The organism is Photorhabdus akhurstii (assembly GCF_019090985.1).
GTDB lineage: Bacteria > Pseudomonadota > Gammaproteobacteria > Enterobacterales > Enterobacteriaceae > Photorhabdus > Photorhabdus akhurstii.
This window is the reverse complement of record NZ_CP020335.1, coordinates 160990-175501: the sequence shown is the minus strand read 5'-3', so window position 1 is coordinate 175501 and position 14512 is coordinate 160990. Positions and strand designations below refer to the sequence as shown.

General features: G+C 41.1%; 14 protein-coding genes. 7 read left to right on the top strand and 7 right to left on the bottom strand.

From position 1 onward, the window contains the following. The first annotated feature begins 133 nt into the window (after positions 1-133). From B0X70_RS00785 to B0X70_RS00775, 5 genes are all read left to right on the top strand, one after another. A complete protein-coding gene (locus B0X70_RS00785) occupies positions 134-1021 on the top strand; it encodes an alanyl-tRNA editing protein (protein ID WP_217470661.1) in 888 nt (295 codons plus the stop codon). 4 nt (positions 1022-1025) lie between these two features. Continuing rightward, positions 1026-1400 (top strand): LysE family translocator, encoded by a 375-nt coding sequence (locus B0X70_RS24930; RefSeq protein ID WP_246593400.1) that lies wholly within the window; start codon positions 1026-1028, stop codon positions 1398-1400. A gap of 7 nt (positions 1401-1407) precedes the next feature. Continuing rightward, positions 1408-1659, top strand: a complete 252-nt coding sequence (locus B0X70_RS25510; protein ID WP_251073237.1) for a LysE family transporter — start codon at positions 1408-1410, stop codon at positions 1657-1659. Between the two features lie 80 nt (positions 1660-1739). After that, a complete protein-coding gene (locus B0X70_RS24925) occupies positions 1740-2081 on the top strand; it encodes a hypothetical protein (RefSeq protein ID WP_246593399.1) in 342 nt (113 codons plus the stop codon). A gap of 23 nt (positions 2082-2104) precedes the next feature. Continuing rightward, positions 2105-3415: a TauD/TfdA family dioxygenase gene (locus B0X70_RS00775; RefSeq protein ID WP_246593398.1), complete on the top strand. Its 1311-nt coding sequence runs from the start codon at positions 2105-2107 to the stop codon at positions 3413-3415. A 307-nt stretch (positions 3416-3722) separates the two neighbouring features. Here B0X70_RS00775 and B0X70_RS00770 read toward each other — a convergent pair whose 3' ends face one another. The 7 genes from B0X70_RS00770 to B0X70_RS00740 form a co-directional block, all read right to left on the bottom strand. After that, positions 3723-5768 (bottom strand): RNA/DNA-binding domain-containing protein, encoded by a 2046-nt coding sequence (locus B0X70_RS00770; RefSeq protein ID WP_217470660.1) that lies wholly within the window; start codon positions 5766-5768, stop codon positions 3723-3725. Between the two features lie 208 nt (positions 5769-5976). Further along, on the bottom strand, positions 5977-6606 hold the full coding sequence (locus tag B0X70_RS00765) for a bifunctional 4-hydroxy-2-oxoglutarate aldolase/2-dehydro-3-deoxy-phosphogluconate aldolase (RefSeq protein ID WP_105399259.1): 630 nt from the start codon (positions 6604-6606) through the stop codon (positions 5977-5979). Between the two features lie 16 nt (positions 6607-6622). Then, on the bottom strand, positions 6623-7567 hold the full coding sequence (locus B0X70_RS00760) for a sugar kinase (RefSeq protein ID WP_217470659.1): 945 nt from the start codon (positions 7565-7567) through the stop codon (positions 6623-6625). Next, positions 7564-8988 carry a glucuronate isomerase gene (uxaC, locus tag B0X70_RS00755; protein ID WP_217470658.1) on the bottom strand — a complete coding sequence of 475 codons (1425 nt, stop codon included), beginning with the start codon at positions 8986-8988 and terminating at the stop codon, positions 7564-7566. The genes B0X70_RS00760 and uxaC overlap by 4 nt, the downstream gene beginning before the upstream one ends. Further along, positions 8985-10466 (bottom strand): fructuronate reductase, encoded by a 1482-nt coding sequence (locus B0X70_RS00750; RefSeq protein WP_217470657.1) that lies wholly within the window; start codon positions 10464-10466, stop codon positions 8985-8987. Before B0X70_RS00750 ends, uxaC begins: the two co-directional genes overlap by 4 nt. A 39-nt stretch (positions 10467-10505) precedes the next feature. Beyond that, complete coding sequence (locus tag B0X70_RS00745; protein ID WP_217470656.1) at positions 10506-11807, bottom strand: TRAP transporter large permease; 1302 nt, start codon at positions 11805-11807, stop codon at positions 10506-10508. A 27-nt stretch (positions 11808-11834) separates the two neighbouring features. Then, a complete protein-coding gene (locus B0X70_RS00740; protein WP_217470655.1) occupies positions 11835-12341 on the bottom strand; it encodes a TRAP transporter small permease in 507 nt (168 codons plus the stop codon). Between the two features lie 296 nt (positions 12342-12637). Here B0X70_RS00740 and B0X70_RS00735 point away from each other — a divergent pair, with 296 nt between their 5' ends. Together B0X70_RS00735 and B0X70_RS00730 are read left to right on the top strand one after the other, a co-directional pair. Further along, positions 12638-13618: a TRAP transporter substrate-binding protein gene (locus B0X70_RS00735; RefSeq protein WP_105396371.1), complete on the top strand. Its 981-nt coding sequence runs from the start codon at positions 12638-12640 to the stop codon at positions 13616-13618. Between the two features lie 117 nt (positions 13619-13735). After that, the gene (locus tag B0X70_RS00730) at positions 13736-14479 is read left to right on the top strand and encodes an FCD domain-containing protein (protein WP_110086000.1); all 744 of its coding nucleotides are present in this window, start codon (positions 13736-13738) and stop codon (positions 14477-14479) included. The last annotated feature ends 33 nt before the right edge of the window (positions 14480-14512 follow it).

Below are 14512 nucleotides of genomic sequence, written 5' to 3'. Positions count from 1 at the left end.
TACTGTTTAACCCTATCTTTGATTAGATAAAAATTCAAATAAAAACAAATTGTTAAGTTATTTTTAGGGAATGAACTTAACAAACAACCTGGTAGCAATAGATGCCCCAAAATTATAACTTGTGAGATATTACATGACTACTGATATAAATATTGATGAACTCTTAAAAGCAGAAGCTTCATTTATGCTAGGAACCCTGACGTTAGAATCCAACATTATCGGGGTTATGAGATACGAAGATGGCACCCTTTTGATAACCCAAGATAGTCCATTCTACCCAAAGAACTATAAGTGGCCAGACCAACTACATGATAATGGAATAATTTCAATAGGCGATAAAGAACTTGCTGTGACAAAAGTTTACACCGCTGGTCTTATTGATAGTCATTTATATATAGATCAGGAAATAACGAAACAAACAACGTCTCCAGACAAAATTATGCCAGCACACTACTTACCTGATTTACACGGAATCTCTGAAAGAGATCTCATAGGGAAAACGGTAACTCTATCTGTGAACGATGAAACAAGGTATAAGGTAAGTGCCGCACACTCGATGGCCCACTTTATGTCCCTTGCTTTAAATAAGGCAACTAATCACATATGGTCCAAAGTATACGATACCGATGATTTAGGGAGTTATAATTTAGATAAAGCCGCCATTTACCAATCTTCTATTACAGAACTTAAATCCGTTGATATTTATCGCTTTGGTAAATCGCTCAAAAAGAAAGGATTTGATAAAAATATATTAATTGAAAATCTAGATAAAATTAATAGAGAAGTTAATAACACACTCAACAATTGGTTATCTCAGGGTGCGGAAATAACCATTGAATATAAATCAAAAGAGATTAATGACACTAGATTATGGAAATCGACTATTGACTCTAAGGTAGTCACTATCCCATGCGGAGGCACACACATAAATAATATCAATGAAGTCAAAGACGTAAATGTTGAAATAAAAATCGGTGAATCTGCTGATTTTATTCAAGTAATAACTCATTGCAGAGTATAAAACCATGAACCTCGACCTACTTTATTTCTATCTTCTTCTGGTTGTTTTATCCTATATAACACCAGGCCCAGACTGGGCTATTATCAGCAAAGGGACATTTAAGTGCAGAAAACATGGGATAGTAACGGCAATTGGCGTACAAGCAGGTCTTGTTTTTCATCTGATCCTAGGATCATTAGGCGCAACTTTAATTTTAGCAACATCAAAAACTGCATTTAATATGTTACAAACCCTCGGTGCCTTATATTTAATATATTTAGGTTATTCCGGATTAAAAGACACTTTTAACAGTCAAAAAAATCATTGGAAATCAAAGCATAAATATAATACAAAAGAACAGCAATCTATTTATTACCGGGCTTTTAGCCAATATCTTTAATCCCAAAGTGGCTATTTTCTTTATAAGTATTCTTCCTCAATTCATTGATCCATCACACCCAGCTTTAAATCAAGTTATCATCCTAGGATTAATAGATATATTGATTGGTGTACTTTGGTGGGTAGTATTTATTTATGGATTATCTTACATACAGTCTGTTTTATTTAATAAAAACGCGCAATTAATTGTTGAATCTATAACTAGTGCATCATTATTATTATTTGGTGTGGCAATGTTTATCGGGATGATTATTAGTTAATTTCTTAAAATATGACTACGTTTATGTATACGCCAATATATTATTATTGGATAACACTCTATTTAAGCAAGGAGAATTCAATGAAAGGCAACATATTATCTATAGTATATGATGATTCTTATATTAACAGCTCAAATCATCGGACAATCAAAAATGCTTTTTTTAATATCATTAACTTCTTAAAATATCATGGTTTTTCTGTACATGACTCAGATTCATTCTTGTCTTATAATAAGAGAAAGAGTGACATAGATATATTCATCACAACAAATGAAAAATCTATAGAAAATGACATCGAATGGCCAAAAATTTCTATTATCTTACCATTACCCAGTAATAACATGAATGAAATAGAAATAACTGATAATAAAGACATTAAAATGTCATATCTTGAATTTCCCGATAGGAAAAAAATTACCTAAGTAGACTAGATGGAAATATAACCGTGAATTTTAAAGGTGAATCCTATCTTCTTCATGGTTATTTAACAACAAAGTTCACATATTATAAAGATTGGCATACTTATCTAACATTCGACAACCATGTCATAGGGGTAAAAAAGGAAATTAATGGGCATCATTTTTACTTCTTAGGAATTATAAATTCTTTTTCATCCAGATATTTTTCAGAAGGTGATAATGAGGAGTTTTTAAAATCATTTTTTTCATCTATGTGTGATCTATTAAACCATAAAATTATCTTTAATCCTGAAACAGATTTTTCTCAAACATCATCGAAATCTTCAGAAAAGAATTTCGTTAGAGACTTAGAAAAATTAAAAGGAGATCACATCCTAAATATAGATCATGATAAACTTATTAAAAAAGGAATATATAATAATCCATTACCAAATCCCTATGAAAATCTAAATTTATTTTTATCAGAAAGTTACAAGAGAATAACGTATTTAAATCAAGATATAATCCAGAAATTATATGAATTTAAACACTACTCTAATCAATATGGAGTGTTACTCTTAAAAGGAATTAATATAGGAAATCACCTACCATCAACACCATTAGACTCATTACATTATCCTGATAAAGGAAACTTCTTTGGAGAAATGTGGCTAGCAATGATTGCTGAATTTCTTGGCTACGCTGTAAGTTATACCCAAGAGAAGCAAGGCAATATTTTCCAGAACCTTGTTCCTCATCCTGAAAAAGAAATATTACTTTCCTCTGCTAGCTCCAAGAAAGAATTAGATTTTCACACAGAAATTGCTTTTCATCCACATATGTGTGATTATGTATTATTGTATTGCTTACGTCAGGATCATGATAAAACAGCCAAAACTTTTACAGCAAGTGCAAGAATGATAATCCCATACTTGTCACTGAATGAATATAAATTACTTTTTAACCCCCTTTTTATTACAGGAATAGATTATTCATATGGCAGTCCCAATGGAAAGAAAGGTAATGGCCTGATTACTCCTGTTTTTCATGGCAATCCGAACGACCCATATATGATATATGATCTAGATTTAATGCAAGGTATCAATTCTGAAGCTGAAACATTATTGGATAAACTAAAGAAATTGGCTAATAAAAATAAAGTCTGGGTTACTTTAGAAAAAGGGGATTTACTCATTATTAATAATAACCGATGTGTTCATGGACGTTCAGAATTTATTCCCCGTTATGATGGCAAAGATCGATGGCTATTGCGAATCTGTGTATTAAACAACATCATTCCCGCAAGTTCTGATATATTAGAACAATCAAGGACTATTAATACAAGGTTTATTGTTTGACAGAAACATTAAAATATGCAAATCAAACGACATGCAAAATCTATTTTATCTGCCACTCGATAATAATTGAGTGGTTAATGGAAGAATTGCATACAACCAAGGATGGATATTTTATAATTATTTCTTATGATATATATCTGATTTAATATTAATAATATAATAATAAAAATCATATAAACATATTTATATAGTAAATTGAATATACCAATCTATTTTTCTACCATAGGAAATATTTCCTTCTTAACCATATAAGAAAACACTCTTATTATATTTTTTTCATCCTTACCAAATCCCTGGTAATAAGGTATCAATCCTGCGATAGAGTCCTGACAGTATATCCTTGATTGGGATGACTTGGTGTTTGCGGAAATGCCATCATCAAGCATTGCTTATCAAGCAATGGTTTTATATGGCGTTGCCTGAGATTCTTTGCTGAACGATTTAATAGAATGCTTAACACATCAATACGGATATAGTGAGACTGGCAAAGTTTCATGATAATTAGTTGCATTTCTTCCGGCTCTAATCGTCGATTTTCATAAGCCGGTTTAGCAATTTCCTCCAATTTCTTTCTTAAATCCAGAGATATGTACTCTAAGCTATCAATAAACGGCAAGCTAAATGATAAAGGGGTAAGACGCCCTAACGTATCTCGATGGGTTTGAGTTCCTGAAACTATATGAGGCAAGCTCGGCTCCTTATGAGGTAAGCTAGATTCCATATGAGGCAAGCTCGGCTCCTTATGAGGTAAGCTAGATTCCATATGAGGCAAGCTCGGCTCCTTATGAGGTAAGTCCATGTTGTTAATATTATTCACTGCCCCAGTAGAGAAAAGCTCTTCTGGATCTGGTAACGACATACCCGGTAACGTGTAAGATTTATTACGTTTTTCACCTGATGAAACTAAAAATCCTTTATGTTCAAGGCGAGGAAAAGCCAAAGTAACTTCTCGGGAATGTAGCGTTGTTAGTTCACAAGCCCGCTGATGATTAATCCATCCTTCTACAGCCACTGTGGCTAAGATCATTCGATCAAGGTTTTCTAGTTGTTCAAATTTAGCCCCAAACTTAAGTTTCAATTGCATTAAGATGTTTTCAGGTATCAAACTAACAGTAGGTAACTCTAGTAAAGTTTGCTCTGGTATCTGGCGTTCGTGTAAATTAGGCCGACGCCAGTCAGCAGAAGACCAGCCACTATATATTTTGGGTAATCCTGACCCCGCCCTCTCCCCTAATCCAATTAGCAAAAACATTTGATGCATGATCCTGTTCCTGCAATCGCTGTCTCCACCTTTAATTGCAGATTCAACCGGCACTCTCATTAATCCTGGATTACGGAAACCAAACATATCCGGTCGCTTTACAACTAATATAGATACCCTTCCTGTAAAATCTGCATGCACTAATGTGTTGACCAATGCTTCACGTAACGCGATATGAACCAGAGTATCATCTTGACGCTGACCATGCTTGACTCCAAAAGGAATTTTAAGGTCAGTTATCAGTTTCCGGTAAACCTTGCGATAAAAATCAAACAAATTCCCAGACCATGTACCATCCGGATAGATACGATCAATCCAACGTAACTCAGTTTTAGCTTCTGGCCGCTCTTGATAATCCACGAAGTAATGTGGAGCTGCTTCCATAATGGCATCCCAGTTACCAAACATCAGAATCCCAGCAAGTGTTAGCCCCTCTTGTCCGGTTACTCGATCTTTACGCCATGCTCGTATTAAACGCAGAAATTCAGAGAGTTCATGTTCCAAATAAGGATGATTTGGTTTTGCGCTAGCAAGTAGCTGTCGGAAAGTCTTTAGGCTATCCATATTAAGGTCGGTTATATCGAAACCCGTTAAAATACGAGCATCACGCTCATCTTCAACCTGTTCTGCCAACCAACGTTTCACAGTTTCAGCATCACAAAGCTGATCACTCTCATTTCTTCTCTGATAAGTGCCTTTTAAGGGATCACCTTTTATAAACACGGGTTTTTGTTTACGCAGTGCAGCGGGAATGCGAACAGCGACAACATCTTTTCCCTGTAATTTTATGGATTGGACACTACTGTCGGTTAGCAAGTTAATACTAACCATAGATGGGTTATTGACAGTATTAAACAAATCAGATTTTATTTTTTCTATATTTTCAATACCAACTGGAGTGAATTTACCCTTTTTTTCTTTCACACCCAGAATAACCCAACCTCCACCGCTGTTTGCCATAGCGCTGTAACTTGGCCAAAAATCACGAGGTAATTCACCTTTACCATCCCTGCCATTGGCCAGTTTAAATTCAACTTCACTAGTCTCTACCAATGTCTGAAGATCAAGTAGCTTCTGCAACATTACACTCATCAAATGATTTCCTTACTGCTCGCTTGCTCTGTTTCTAACAGCTAAAGCTTACCAAATAATTAAATAACAGGTCATTAGAAGTTCAAATATCATCATTTAATTAAAGTTGAAAACTATTAAATACCAAAAAGAATTTTTACTAAATCCTTTCTTCCCTTTGGTATATTGTCGGAATAATATTTTATCCCAATACAAGAACAACTATTCCTTAAGTATTCACTAAATCCACCGCTTCACGCGTCAGACGACCAATTTCCTGCCAATTCCGGTCATCCACCAGCGCTTTACTCACCATCCATGAGCCACCACACGCCACAATACGCGGTACAGCAAGATAATCGCGGATATTGTTTGGTCCGATTCCCCCAGTCGGCATAATTTGCAATTCAGTATAAGGCGCTAATATCGCTTTAATCATTGGCAAACCGCCGGAAGGTTCCGCCGGAAAGAATTTCAACAGTTTTAATCCCAACTCCATCGCGCCTTCAATCGCGCTTGGATTATTCACACCTGGAATAATAGGAATATTCAATTGCTGACAAGCTTTGACTGTATTTGGATTAAAACCGGGAGAAACCATAAAATCAGCGCCCGCCTGCTTTGCAGCAACTACCTGTTCACGATTCAGAACAGTACCCGCGCCAATCAGCATATCCGGCAGAGTCTCTTTCAGTAGACGAATCGCTTCCGCCGCGGCCGCAGAACGGAAAGTAATTTCCGCTACCGGCAAGCCATTATCAGCTAATGCCTTACCTAACGGTATAATGTCTTCCGCACGCTCAACAGTAATTACAGGTACAATTTTCAATTGGCGTAACTGCTCAATCATCTGTTTCATCGATTTTCCCCCGCTGTTAAAAGAAACTGTCAGTCACTGCTTGAGTTGCACTAATTGGAATAATCGCCCCTTTATGCTGAATAACGGTACCAGCCAGACGATGCCCCATGATTGCCGCTTGTTGTATCGGGCAATCTGTCAGAAATCCTGCCAGAAACCCGGCATTAAAGGCGTCTCCCGCCGCTGTGGTATCGACCACGTTAACAACCGGTGCCGTTGGGATCAGCTCAATCGGAGTATCCTGTACCAAATGCTGATAATAACAACCGACAGCCCCCGCTTTAATCACGGCTTCTTTAACGCCTGCTTGTTTCAGGCGAGTCATGGTTGCTGTAACCGATTTATCGCCCCACAGCTTGCATTCATCGTCATCGGTCACCAGTGCCAGTGAGGTAAAGGAGAGTAATTTCTGATAACAAACTTGGGTTTGTGCCACACTTTCCCACAATGCCGGACGATAATTACTGTCGAAAACAATGGTTTTTCCTTGCGCAGCCAGTTCAGCCAACAAGTTCAGTAACTTTTCTCGATCATCGGCAGGCAAGATAGCCAGGCTGATACCACTGAGATAAATGACATCCATCTGCTGCAACGCTTGAATAACCGAAGAGAAATCAGGATGGCGCACCATATAACGGGCAGCGGAATCATTACGCCAGTACAGAAAGGTGCGTTCTCCCTGTTCATCAAGTTGAATCAAATACAATCCCGGCTGATGAGCCGGATCACGCAAAACCAGATGGGTATGAATACCTTCGTCTTGCCAACGTGTGATCATTCCTTCACTAAGCGAATCCATCCCTAACGCAGTCACAAAATGAACAGCAATCTTCTGTCGGCTTGCACGGGCTAAATAAACCGCACTATTCAGGACATCACCACCAAAAGCCTGATGCATGGTAGCGAAAGGGGCGCCGTTGAGTTCAATCATACATTCACCAAGGAATGCAATCTGCTTCATGGATTTTCCCCCGGCAAGGCAAAATAACGGCGGGCGTTATTAAAGCAAATATCCTCAACCATCTGCCCTAACATTGCTTTGTTGTTAGGAATTTCGCCCTTTTCTGCCCACTGACCTAACAAATTACACAGAATGCGACGAAAATATTCATGCCGTGTGTATGAAAGAAAGCTGCGAGAATCGGTCAACATCCCAACAAATTGACTTAGCAGCCCAAGTTGGGAAAGTTGTTCAAGCTGACGCAACATGCCATCTTTCTGATCATTGAACCACCAGCCCGAACCAAACTGAACTTTACCGGCGATACCGCCACCTTGAAAGTTACCGGCCATCGTAGCAATCACTTCGTTATCTCGTGGGTTCAGACAGTAAAGAATCGTTTTCGGCAACTCATCCGTCACATCCATGCTATCCAGCAGGCGAGATAACGGCCAAGCGATATTGTTATCCCCAATGGAATCAAAGCCGCTATCCGCGCCAATTAAGCGGAACATCCGGCTATTATTGTTGCGAATCGCGCCGATATGCATTTGCATCACCCAACCACGGGCGGCATATTGTCGGCCAAGCCATACCAGAATCGCCGTGGTGTACTGCGCAATTTCAAGATCAGAGAGAGTGCCCCCAGTCAACCGTTTTTGCAGGATGCTATCTAATACCGCCTCATTAGGAATCGGAGCATAGCGCAGATTTTCTATACCGTGATCAGCCGCCCGGCAGCCATGAGCAGCAAAATGCTCAAGGCGACGCTCCAACGCGTTCAGCACATCAGCAAAAGCCGTGATCGATACATCAGTTACAGCCTCAAGCTGTTTGATATAGTCAACGAAACCCACCAACTCAATTTTAAATACCCGATCAGGGCGCCAACTTGGTAATACTTCGATATCGAAACTCTCATCTGTCGCGATTTGGCGGTGATATTGCAGAGAATCTACCGGATCATCCGTGGTTCCTACCATACGTACATTCATTTGCTGCATAATGCCACGAGCTGAAAACGCCGACGTTGCCAGCTTTTCGTTGCATTGATGCCAGATTTCATCAGCGGTTTGCGGCTCGAACAATTTCCCGGTAATACCAAATGGACGACGTAATTCTAGATGTGTCCAGTGATAAAGCGGATTGCCTAAGGTCAACGGTACTGTTTTTGCCCATGCCTGATATTTTTCATAATCACGGGCTTGCTTACCTGTGATCAACGATTCATCAATACCCGCACAGCGCATAGCCCGCCATTTATAGTGATCACCCTCTAACCAAATCTGACCAAGGTTATCAAACTGGCGATTTTCAGCAATTTCACGCGGATTAAGATGACAATGATAATCATAAATCGGCATATCGGCGGCATGTTCATGATATAGCTGACGGGCAGTTTCATTGTTCAGCAGAAAATCATCACCCATAAAATTTTTCATATCTTTTTCCTGTCAGCTAAATCGAGTGCCTCCACAGCATGACGAGCGCCGCAATCCAATAATAGTTGGTAAGCTTCGGTGACGGCCCGGACAAAATGCGCATCAGCTAACAATGGATTACCAAAAATCGCCAACAATGCAGGCACCACATCAACAGACAACCCATATTGCTGGTAAATAGATTTAAATTGGTCAACCAACGGATCGCGCACATCAATCAATTTACCTTGTTCATCTTTACCGCTGATATAACGCATCCAGCCAGCGATACCCAATGCCAAGTGACGGTAATCACTGCTATTTGCCAGATGATAAGCCACAGAATCAAACATGCGTTGTGGCAGTTTCTGGCTACCATCCATTGCTATCTGCCAGGTTTGGTGCTTAAGGTTAGGGTTACTAAAACGCTCAATTAGCCAGTGAGCATATTGAAAAAGATCGGTTCCTGTCGGCATTGTCAGAGTTGGCGCCTGCTCTTTCAGCATCAGATCCAAAGCGGCTTGCCGGTAATCGGGGTTCGCCATTGCGTCCGCAATATGCGTATATCCTGCCAAATAGCCCAGATAAGCTAGAAATGAATGGCTACCGTTTAGCATGCGTAATTTCATGGTCTCAAAAGGCTCCACATCCTTAACGAATTGGGCGCCTGCCACATCCCAGTTTGGACGGCCACTGGCAAAGTTATCTTCAATCACCCACTGACGAAAAGGTTCACAGGTGACTGCGCAGGGATCATATACCCCCAACTGTTCAGCTATCTCTTCCAACGATTCTGGCGTAGCCGCAGGAACTATCCGGTCAACCATTGTGCATGGAAAAGTCACGTTCAGTTCAATCCATTGCGCTAGCTTTTCATCACGCAAACGGGCAAAACTCACCACCGCTTCACGGGCAACTTTGCCATTTTCTCTGACATTATCGCAGGACATCACCGTCAATGGCGGCAAGTTACGTTCATAACGTAGACGGAGCGCCTCGACAATATAACCAATAGCGGATGTTGGTTCGGTTGAGTTAGCCAAATCCTGTTGAATTAATACATTATTCACATCCAACTTGCCGCTGGCTGCATCGATGCAATACCCTTTTTCGGTAATCGTCAGAGAAATAATCGCCACTTGTGGCTGCGCTATGGCTTCCAGAATACCTTTATGACCCACAAACTCAGGATGCAAAGCATCAATCATAGAGCCAATAATTTTTAGCTCCGTTTTCTCCGCCCCTTTTTCCGCAATAGTACACAGGCAATTCTGCTCTTTAAGTTGCTGAATCAACCGATGACCGGAGAACAAACTAACTTCACAAATTCCCCAATCACTGCCCGTTTTTTCCAACATATGGTGAGTAAAAACCGCCTGATGTGCCCGGTGAAAAGCGCCACATCCCAGATGAACAATACGAGTAACCAATTTTTGGCGATCATAAGAAGGGAGAGGAACAACAGAATCAATTTTGCAATTAGCAATATTACGGAGCATAAAATAGTTCCTTTCTATTGACGCAGATTACTTAAATGCTTAGTAATTCAGTAACATCTGAGGCAGCCACAAGCTCAGTTGCGGTATAAAGGTCACCAACATCAACGCGATAACCAAAGCACAATACATGGGGACTAAAGGTTTCAATACCTTATTAATGCTGACATCACCGATAGAACAACCCACAAACAGCGCACTCCCTACCGGCGGCGTACAGATACCAATAGCCAGGTTGAAGGTCATAATGATACCGAAATGTACCGGATCAACCCCCATATTCTGCGCTACCGGCAGGAAAATCGGCGTAAAAATAAGAATCGCCGGAGTCATATCCATAAAAGTTCCGACCAGCAACAGAATGATATTAATGACCAGCAGAATAACCAGTGGATTCTCAGAAACCGCCATTAGCGCATCAGCGATCAAATAGGGCAGATCCGCATTCGCCATTGCCCAAGACATTCCCATCGATGCACCAATCAGCAACAAAACAATGGAGGTAGTCACCGCAGAATCGAGAATGATTTTTGGTAGTTTGGTGATACTGACTTCACGGTAAATCAATACTGCCAATACAAAGCTGTACAACACGGCAATCGCCGAGGCTTCTGTGGCGGTAAAAATACCGGCAATGATCCCTCCCATAATGACCACAACCAGCATCAGGGAAGGCAATGCGCGAACCAATGTAGTGAAAAACTCGTTCCATGTCGGCTTGGGTGATACCGGATAACCTCGGCGTTTGGCAATAATTGCCGCCACAATCATCAAAGATACGCCCATTAAAATGCCGGGAATATAGCCCGCCAAAAACAGTGCGGCAATTGATGTGCCGCCAGAAACCAGTGAGTAAACAATCAGAGTGTTACTTGGCGGGATCAACAAACCCGCAGGGCAGGAAGCAATGTTTACCGCAGCGGAGTATTCCGGCTCGTAACCCTCTTTTTTCTGCATTGGCGCCATCGTTCCACCGACCGCCGCAGCCGATGCCACCGCTGAGCCTGAAATCGCGCCGAAAAACATATTCGCCATAATATTGACGTGCACCAGAGAGCCGGGCAAACGGCCGCCCATAACTTTCGCCAAATCAATCAGGCGGGCAGCGATTCCCCCCTGATTCATAATATTTCCCGCCAGAATAAAGAATGGAATAGCCAGTAAAGAGAAATTATCAACACCTACTGCCATACGTTGAGCAACCACGGTAATCGCCGCCTCCATTGGCAACGTCATCATAATTGCCAGTAATGATGACAGACCAATCGCAAAGGATACCGGTACGCCCAGTGCCAACAACACAGCAAAACTACCGAACAACGCTAAAACCACTTGCCAATCCATAAGCTCATCCTCTTCCGCCTGGTGACTTTATTGATTTTCAGAAACAACCGTGTCTTTACCTGAAAAATTCTGAATAAGCTCAACAATATCTACCAGCACATAGCAAATCATCAGAACACCGCTAATTGGCAGACATAAATAGACATATCCCATCGGTAGCCCTAGCGCGGGCGTGATTTGTCCGGTTTTAAGGGTTGAGATCACCAATATCGATCCACCATATACCAGCACGATCGAAGCAAACAGCGCGATCGCGGCCTGGATCACCAAACTCACACTATTTTTGCCTATCCCCTTAAGTTTCATCGTTAACAGGTCGATAGCTAAATGGCGATGCTGACCTGTGGTATACGCCGCGCCAATCATGGCAACCCACATAAACAGATAACGAGCGAGCTCATCCGTTACCGTACTCGGCGTACCAAACACATAGCGGGAAACCACCTGCCATGTGACACAAAACACCAAAAAAACGGAAAGGCTGACGGTAAAAAATGCCAAACCTTTATTGAGGCAATACACAAGGTTTTTCACGGGGCTTTGTCCTTATTGGCCTCAATGTATGCCCTATTTGATTGACCAAATGGACAAACTGTCTGACCAAAATCAGTAAAGGAAGCTTTACGTTGCTTTGATTATAAGATCCAGGTCAAAAAAACATCCAGTGAGCGGGATCACAAACTGACTGGTTCACCCATTGTGCCGATTATTTTGTGATATTGGTCAACCAAATTGCTTTTACTTTTTGACGAAATCCGAAGTGATGCTTATGGTTTGACCGTCAGTTCAGTTGTGCCCGTAACCTATTTACAACAATTGGAGAACGAATAATGAGCAATGCTAAGCGTATTTTATCTACTGTAATCGGAGCGATATTTGCCTTAGGCGCGTCACAAGTTATGGCAGTAACAACATTAAAACTCAGCCATAACCACAACCGCGACCATGCAGTACACAAGGCAATGACTCAGTTTGCTGATGAAGTTCGCCAAAAAACGAATGGTGATGTTCGTATTCGGATCTATCCAGACGCACAATTGGGTAATCAACGGGAATCGATGGAACTGATGCAAAATGGCGCACTGGATTTAGTCAAATCCAATGCCGCAGAACTGGAAGCTTTCTCGCCCGCTTATTCTGCTTTTAACTTACCTTATCTGTTCCGCGATAAAGCCCATTACGAAAAAGTTAAAAACGGCGAAATTGGCAAAGAGATTCTGACATCCAGCAAAAATCGCGGCTTTATTGGCATAACCTACTATGAAGCCGGAGCACGTAGCTTCTACGCCAAAAAACCTATCCGCACGCCGGAGGATCTAAAAGGCATGAAAATTCGGGTTCAGCCTAGCCCAACTGCCATTTCAATGGTGAAAAACTTAGGCGGCAACCCAACACCATTAGCTTACGGCGAGCTGTATACTGCTCTACAACAGGGTGTCGTAGATGCCGCAGAAAATAATATTCCCTCTTTTAGCCTGAGCCGTCACAGTGAAGTTGCCAGATACTTCTCACTGGATAAACATACTATGGTGCCAGATGTCCTGGCTATTTCGACTAAATCGCTAAATAACCTGTCATCAGAACAACAAAAAATCCTCATAAATGCGGCAACCCACTCTTCGGAATATATGACGAAATTATGGGAAAAATCAGAAGAGAAAGAGCGCCAGAATGCAGAGAAAATTGGGGTCCAGTTCGTCGATGTGGATCAAAAATCGTTTGAAGAAGCGGTCAAACCGATGTACGACGACATTAAAAAAAGCGACCCAATGCTTTACCGTATGGTAGAGCGCATCCGCGCCGTCAGATAATCATCAGTGAAGGCCAAATGGCCTTCACCTCTAAGCGGCATTTTTGGTTGACCAATTCCCGTTTTTGACTATTATCTACACAATACTACCGATAATCATTACAACAATAGTGACATAATGAAGCATTTATTTGAGCCAAAACGTCCTTACCAAGAAGTCGGCATCGCATTAAGAGAGACGATTGCCAACCAGAAATATCGTATTGGGGATCGCCTACCGCCGGAGCGAGAACTTGCTGAATTATTAGGGGTTTCCAGAACGGTTGTGCGTGAAGCATTAATTATGCTCGAACTCGAAAACCTTATTGAAGTCCGCAAAGGTTCCGGGATCTATATTATTAACCGTTCTCACCTGCCAACTTCTTCTTCATGCTCAGTTAACGCAGCGGGACCTTTTGAACTATTACAAGCTCGCCAATTACTGGAAAGTAATATTGCCGAATTTGCCGCCATGCAAGTGACACCAAATAACATTGCTAATATGCGTCGAGCATTGCAAAAAGAATCCGAAGATTTGGCCTCCGGTGAAGATGAATCCGGTGACAGAGAGTTCCATCTGGCGATTGCGGAAGCCACCCATAACAGTATGTTAGTTGAACTGCTTAAGCAATCTTGGGCATGGCGGGAAAATAATCCTATGTGGCAGAAACTGCACACGCGAATTACCGATAAAGATTATCGTAAAGAGTGGCTGCATGACCATCAGATCATTTTATCCGCCATGATCAAGAAAGATCCGGCGGCAGCCAAACAAGCAATGTGGCAACATTTAGAGAATGTGAAATTACGTTTACTGGAATTGTCTGATGTTGACGATCCCTATTTCGACGGTTATCTCTTTAATTCATATCCCTGTAAATAAGTTTTTATTCTAGCGTTTGTATAAAGGTAGATA

Coding starts and splice junctions, on each gene's coding strand:
- B0X70_RS00785 (WP_217470661.1), top strand. CDS start 134: ATGACTACTGATATAAATATTGATGAACTCTTAAAAGCAGAAGCTTCA.
- B0X70_RS24930 (WP_246593400.1), top strand. CDS start 1,026: ATGAACCTCGACCTACTTTATTTCTATCTTCTTCTGGTTGTTTTATCC.
- B0X70_RS24925 (WP_246593399.1), top strand. CDS start 1,740: ATGAAAGGCAACATATTATCTATAGTATATGATGATTCTTATATTAAC.
- B0X70_RS00770 (WP_217470660.1), bottom strand. CDS start 5,768: ATGAGTGTAATGTTGCAGAAGCTACTTGATCTTCAGACATTGGTAGAG.
- B0X70_RS00765 (WP_105399259.1), bottom strand. CDS start 6,606: ATGAAACAGATGATTGAGCAGTTACGCCAATTGAAAATTGTACCTGTA.
- B0X70_RS00760 (WP_217470659.1), bottom strand. CDS start 7,567: ATGAAGCAGATTGCATTCCTTGGTGAATGTATGATTGAACTCAACGGC.
- uxaC (WP_217470658.1), bottom strand. CDS start 8,988: ATGAAAAATTTTATGGGTGATGATTTTCTGCTGAACAATGAAACTGCC.
- B0X70_RS00750 (WP_217470657.1), bottom strand. CDS start 10,466: ATGCTCCGTAATATTGCTAATTGCAAAATTGATTCTGTTGTTCCTCTC.
- B0X70_RS00745 (WP_217470656.1), bottom strand. CDS start 11,807: ATGGATTGGCAAGTGGTTTTAGCGTTGTTCGGTAGTTTTGCTGTGTTG.
- B0X70_RS00735 (WP_105396371.1), top strand. CDS start 12,638: ATGAGCAATGCTAAGCGTATTTTATCTACTGTAATCGGAGCGATATTT.
- B0X70_RS00730 (WP_110086000.1), top strand. CDS start 13,736: ATGAAGCATTTATTTGAGCCAAAACGTCCTTACCAAGAAGTCGGCATC.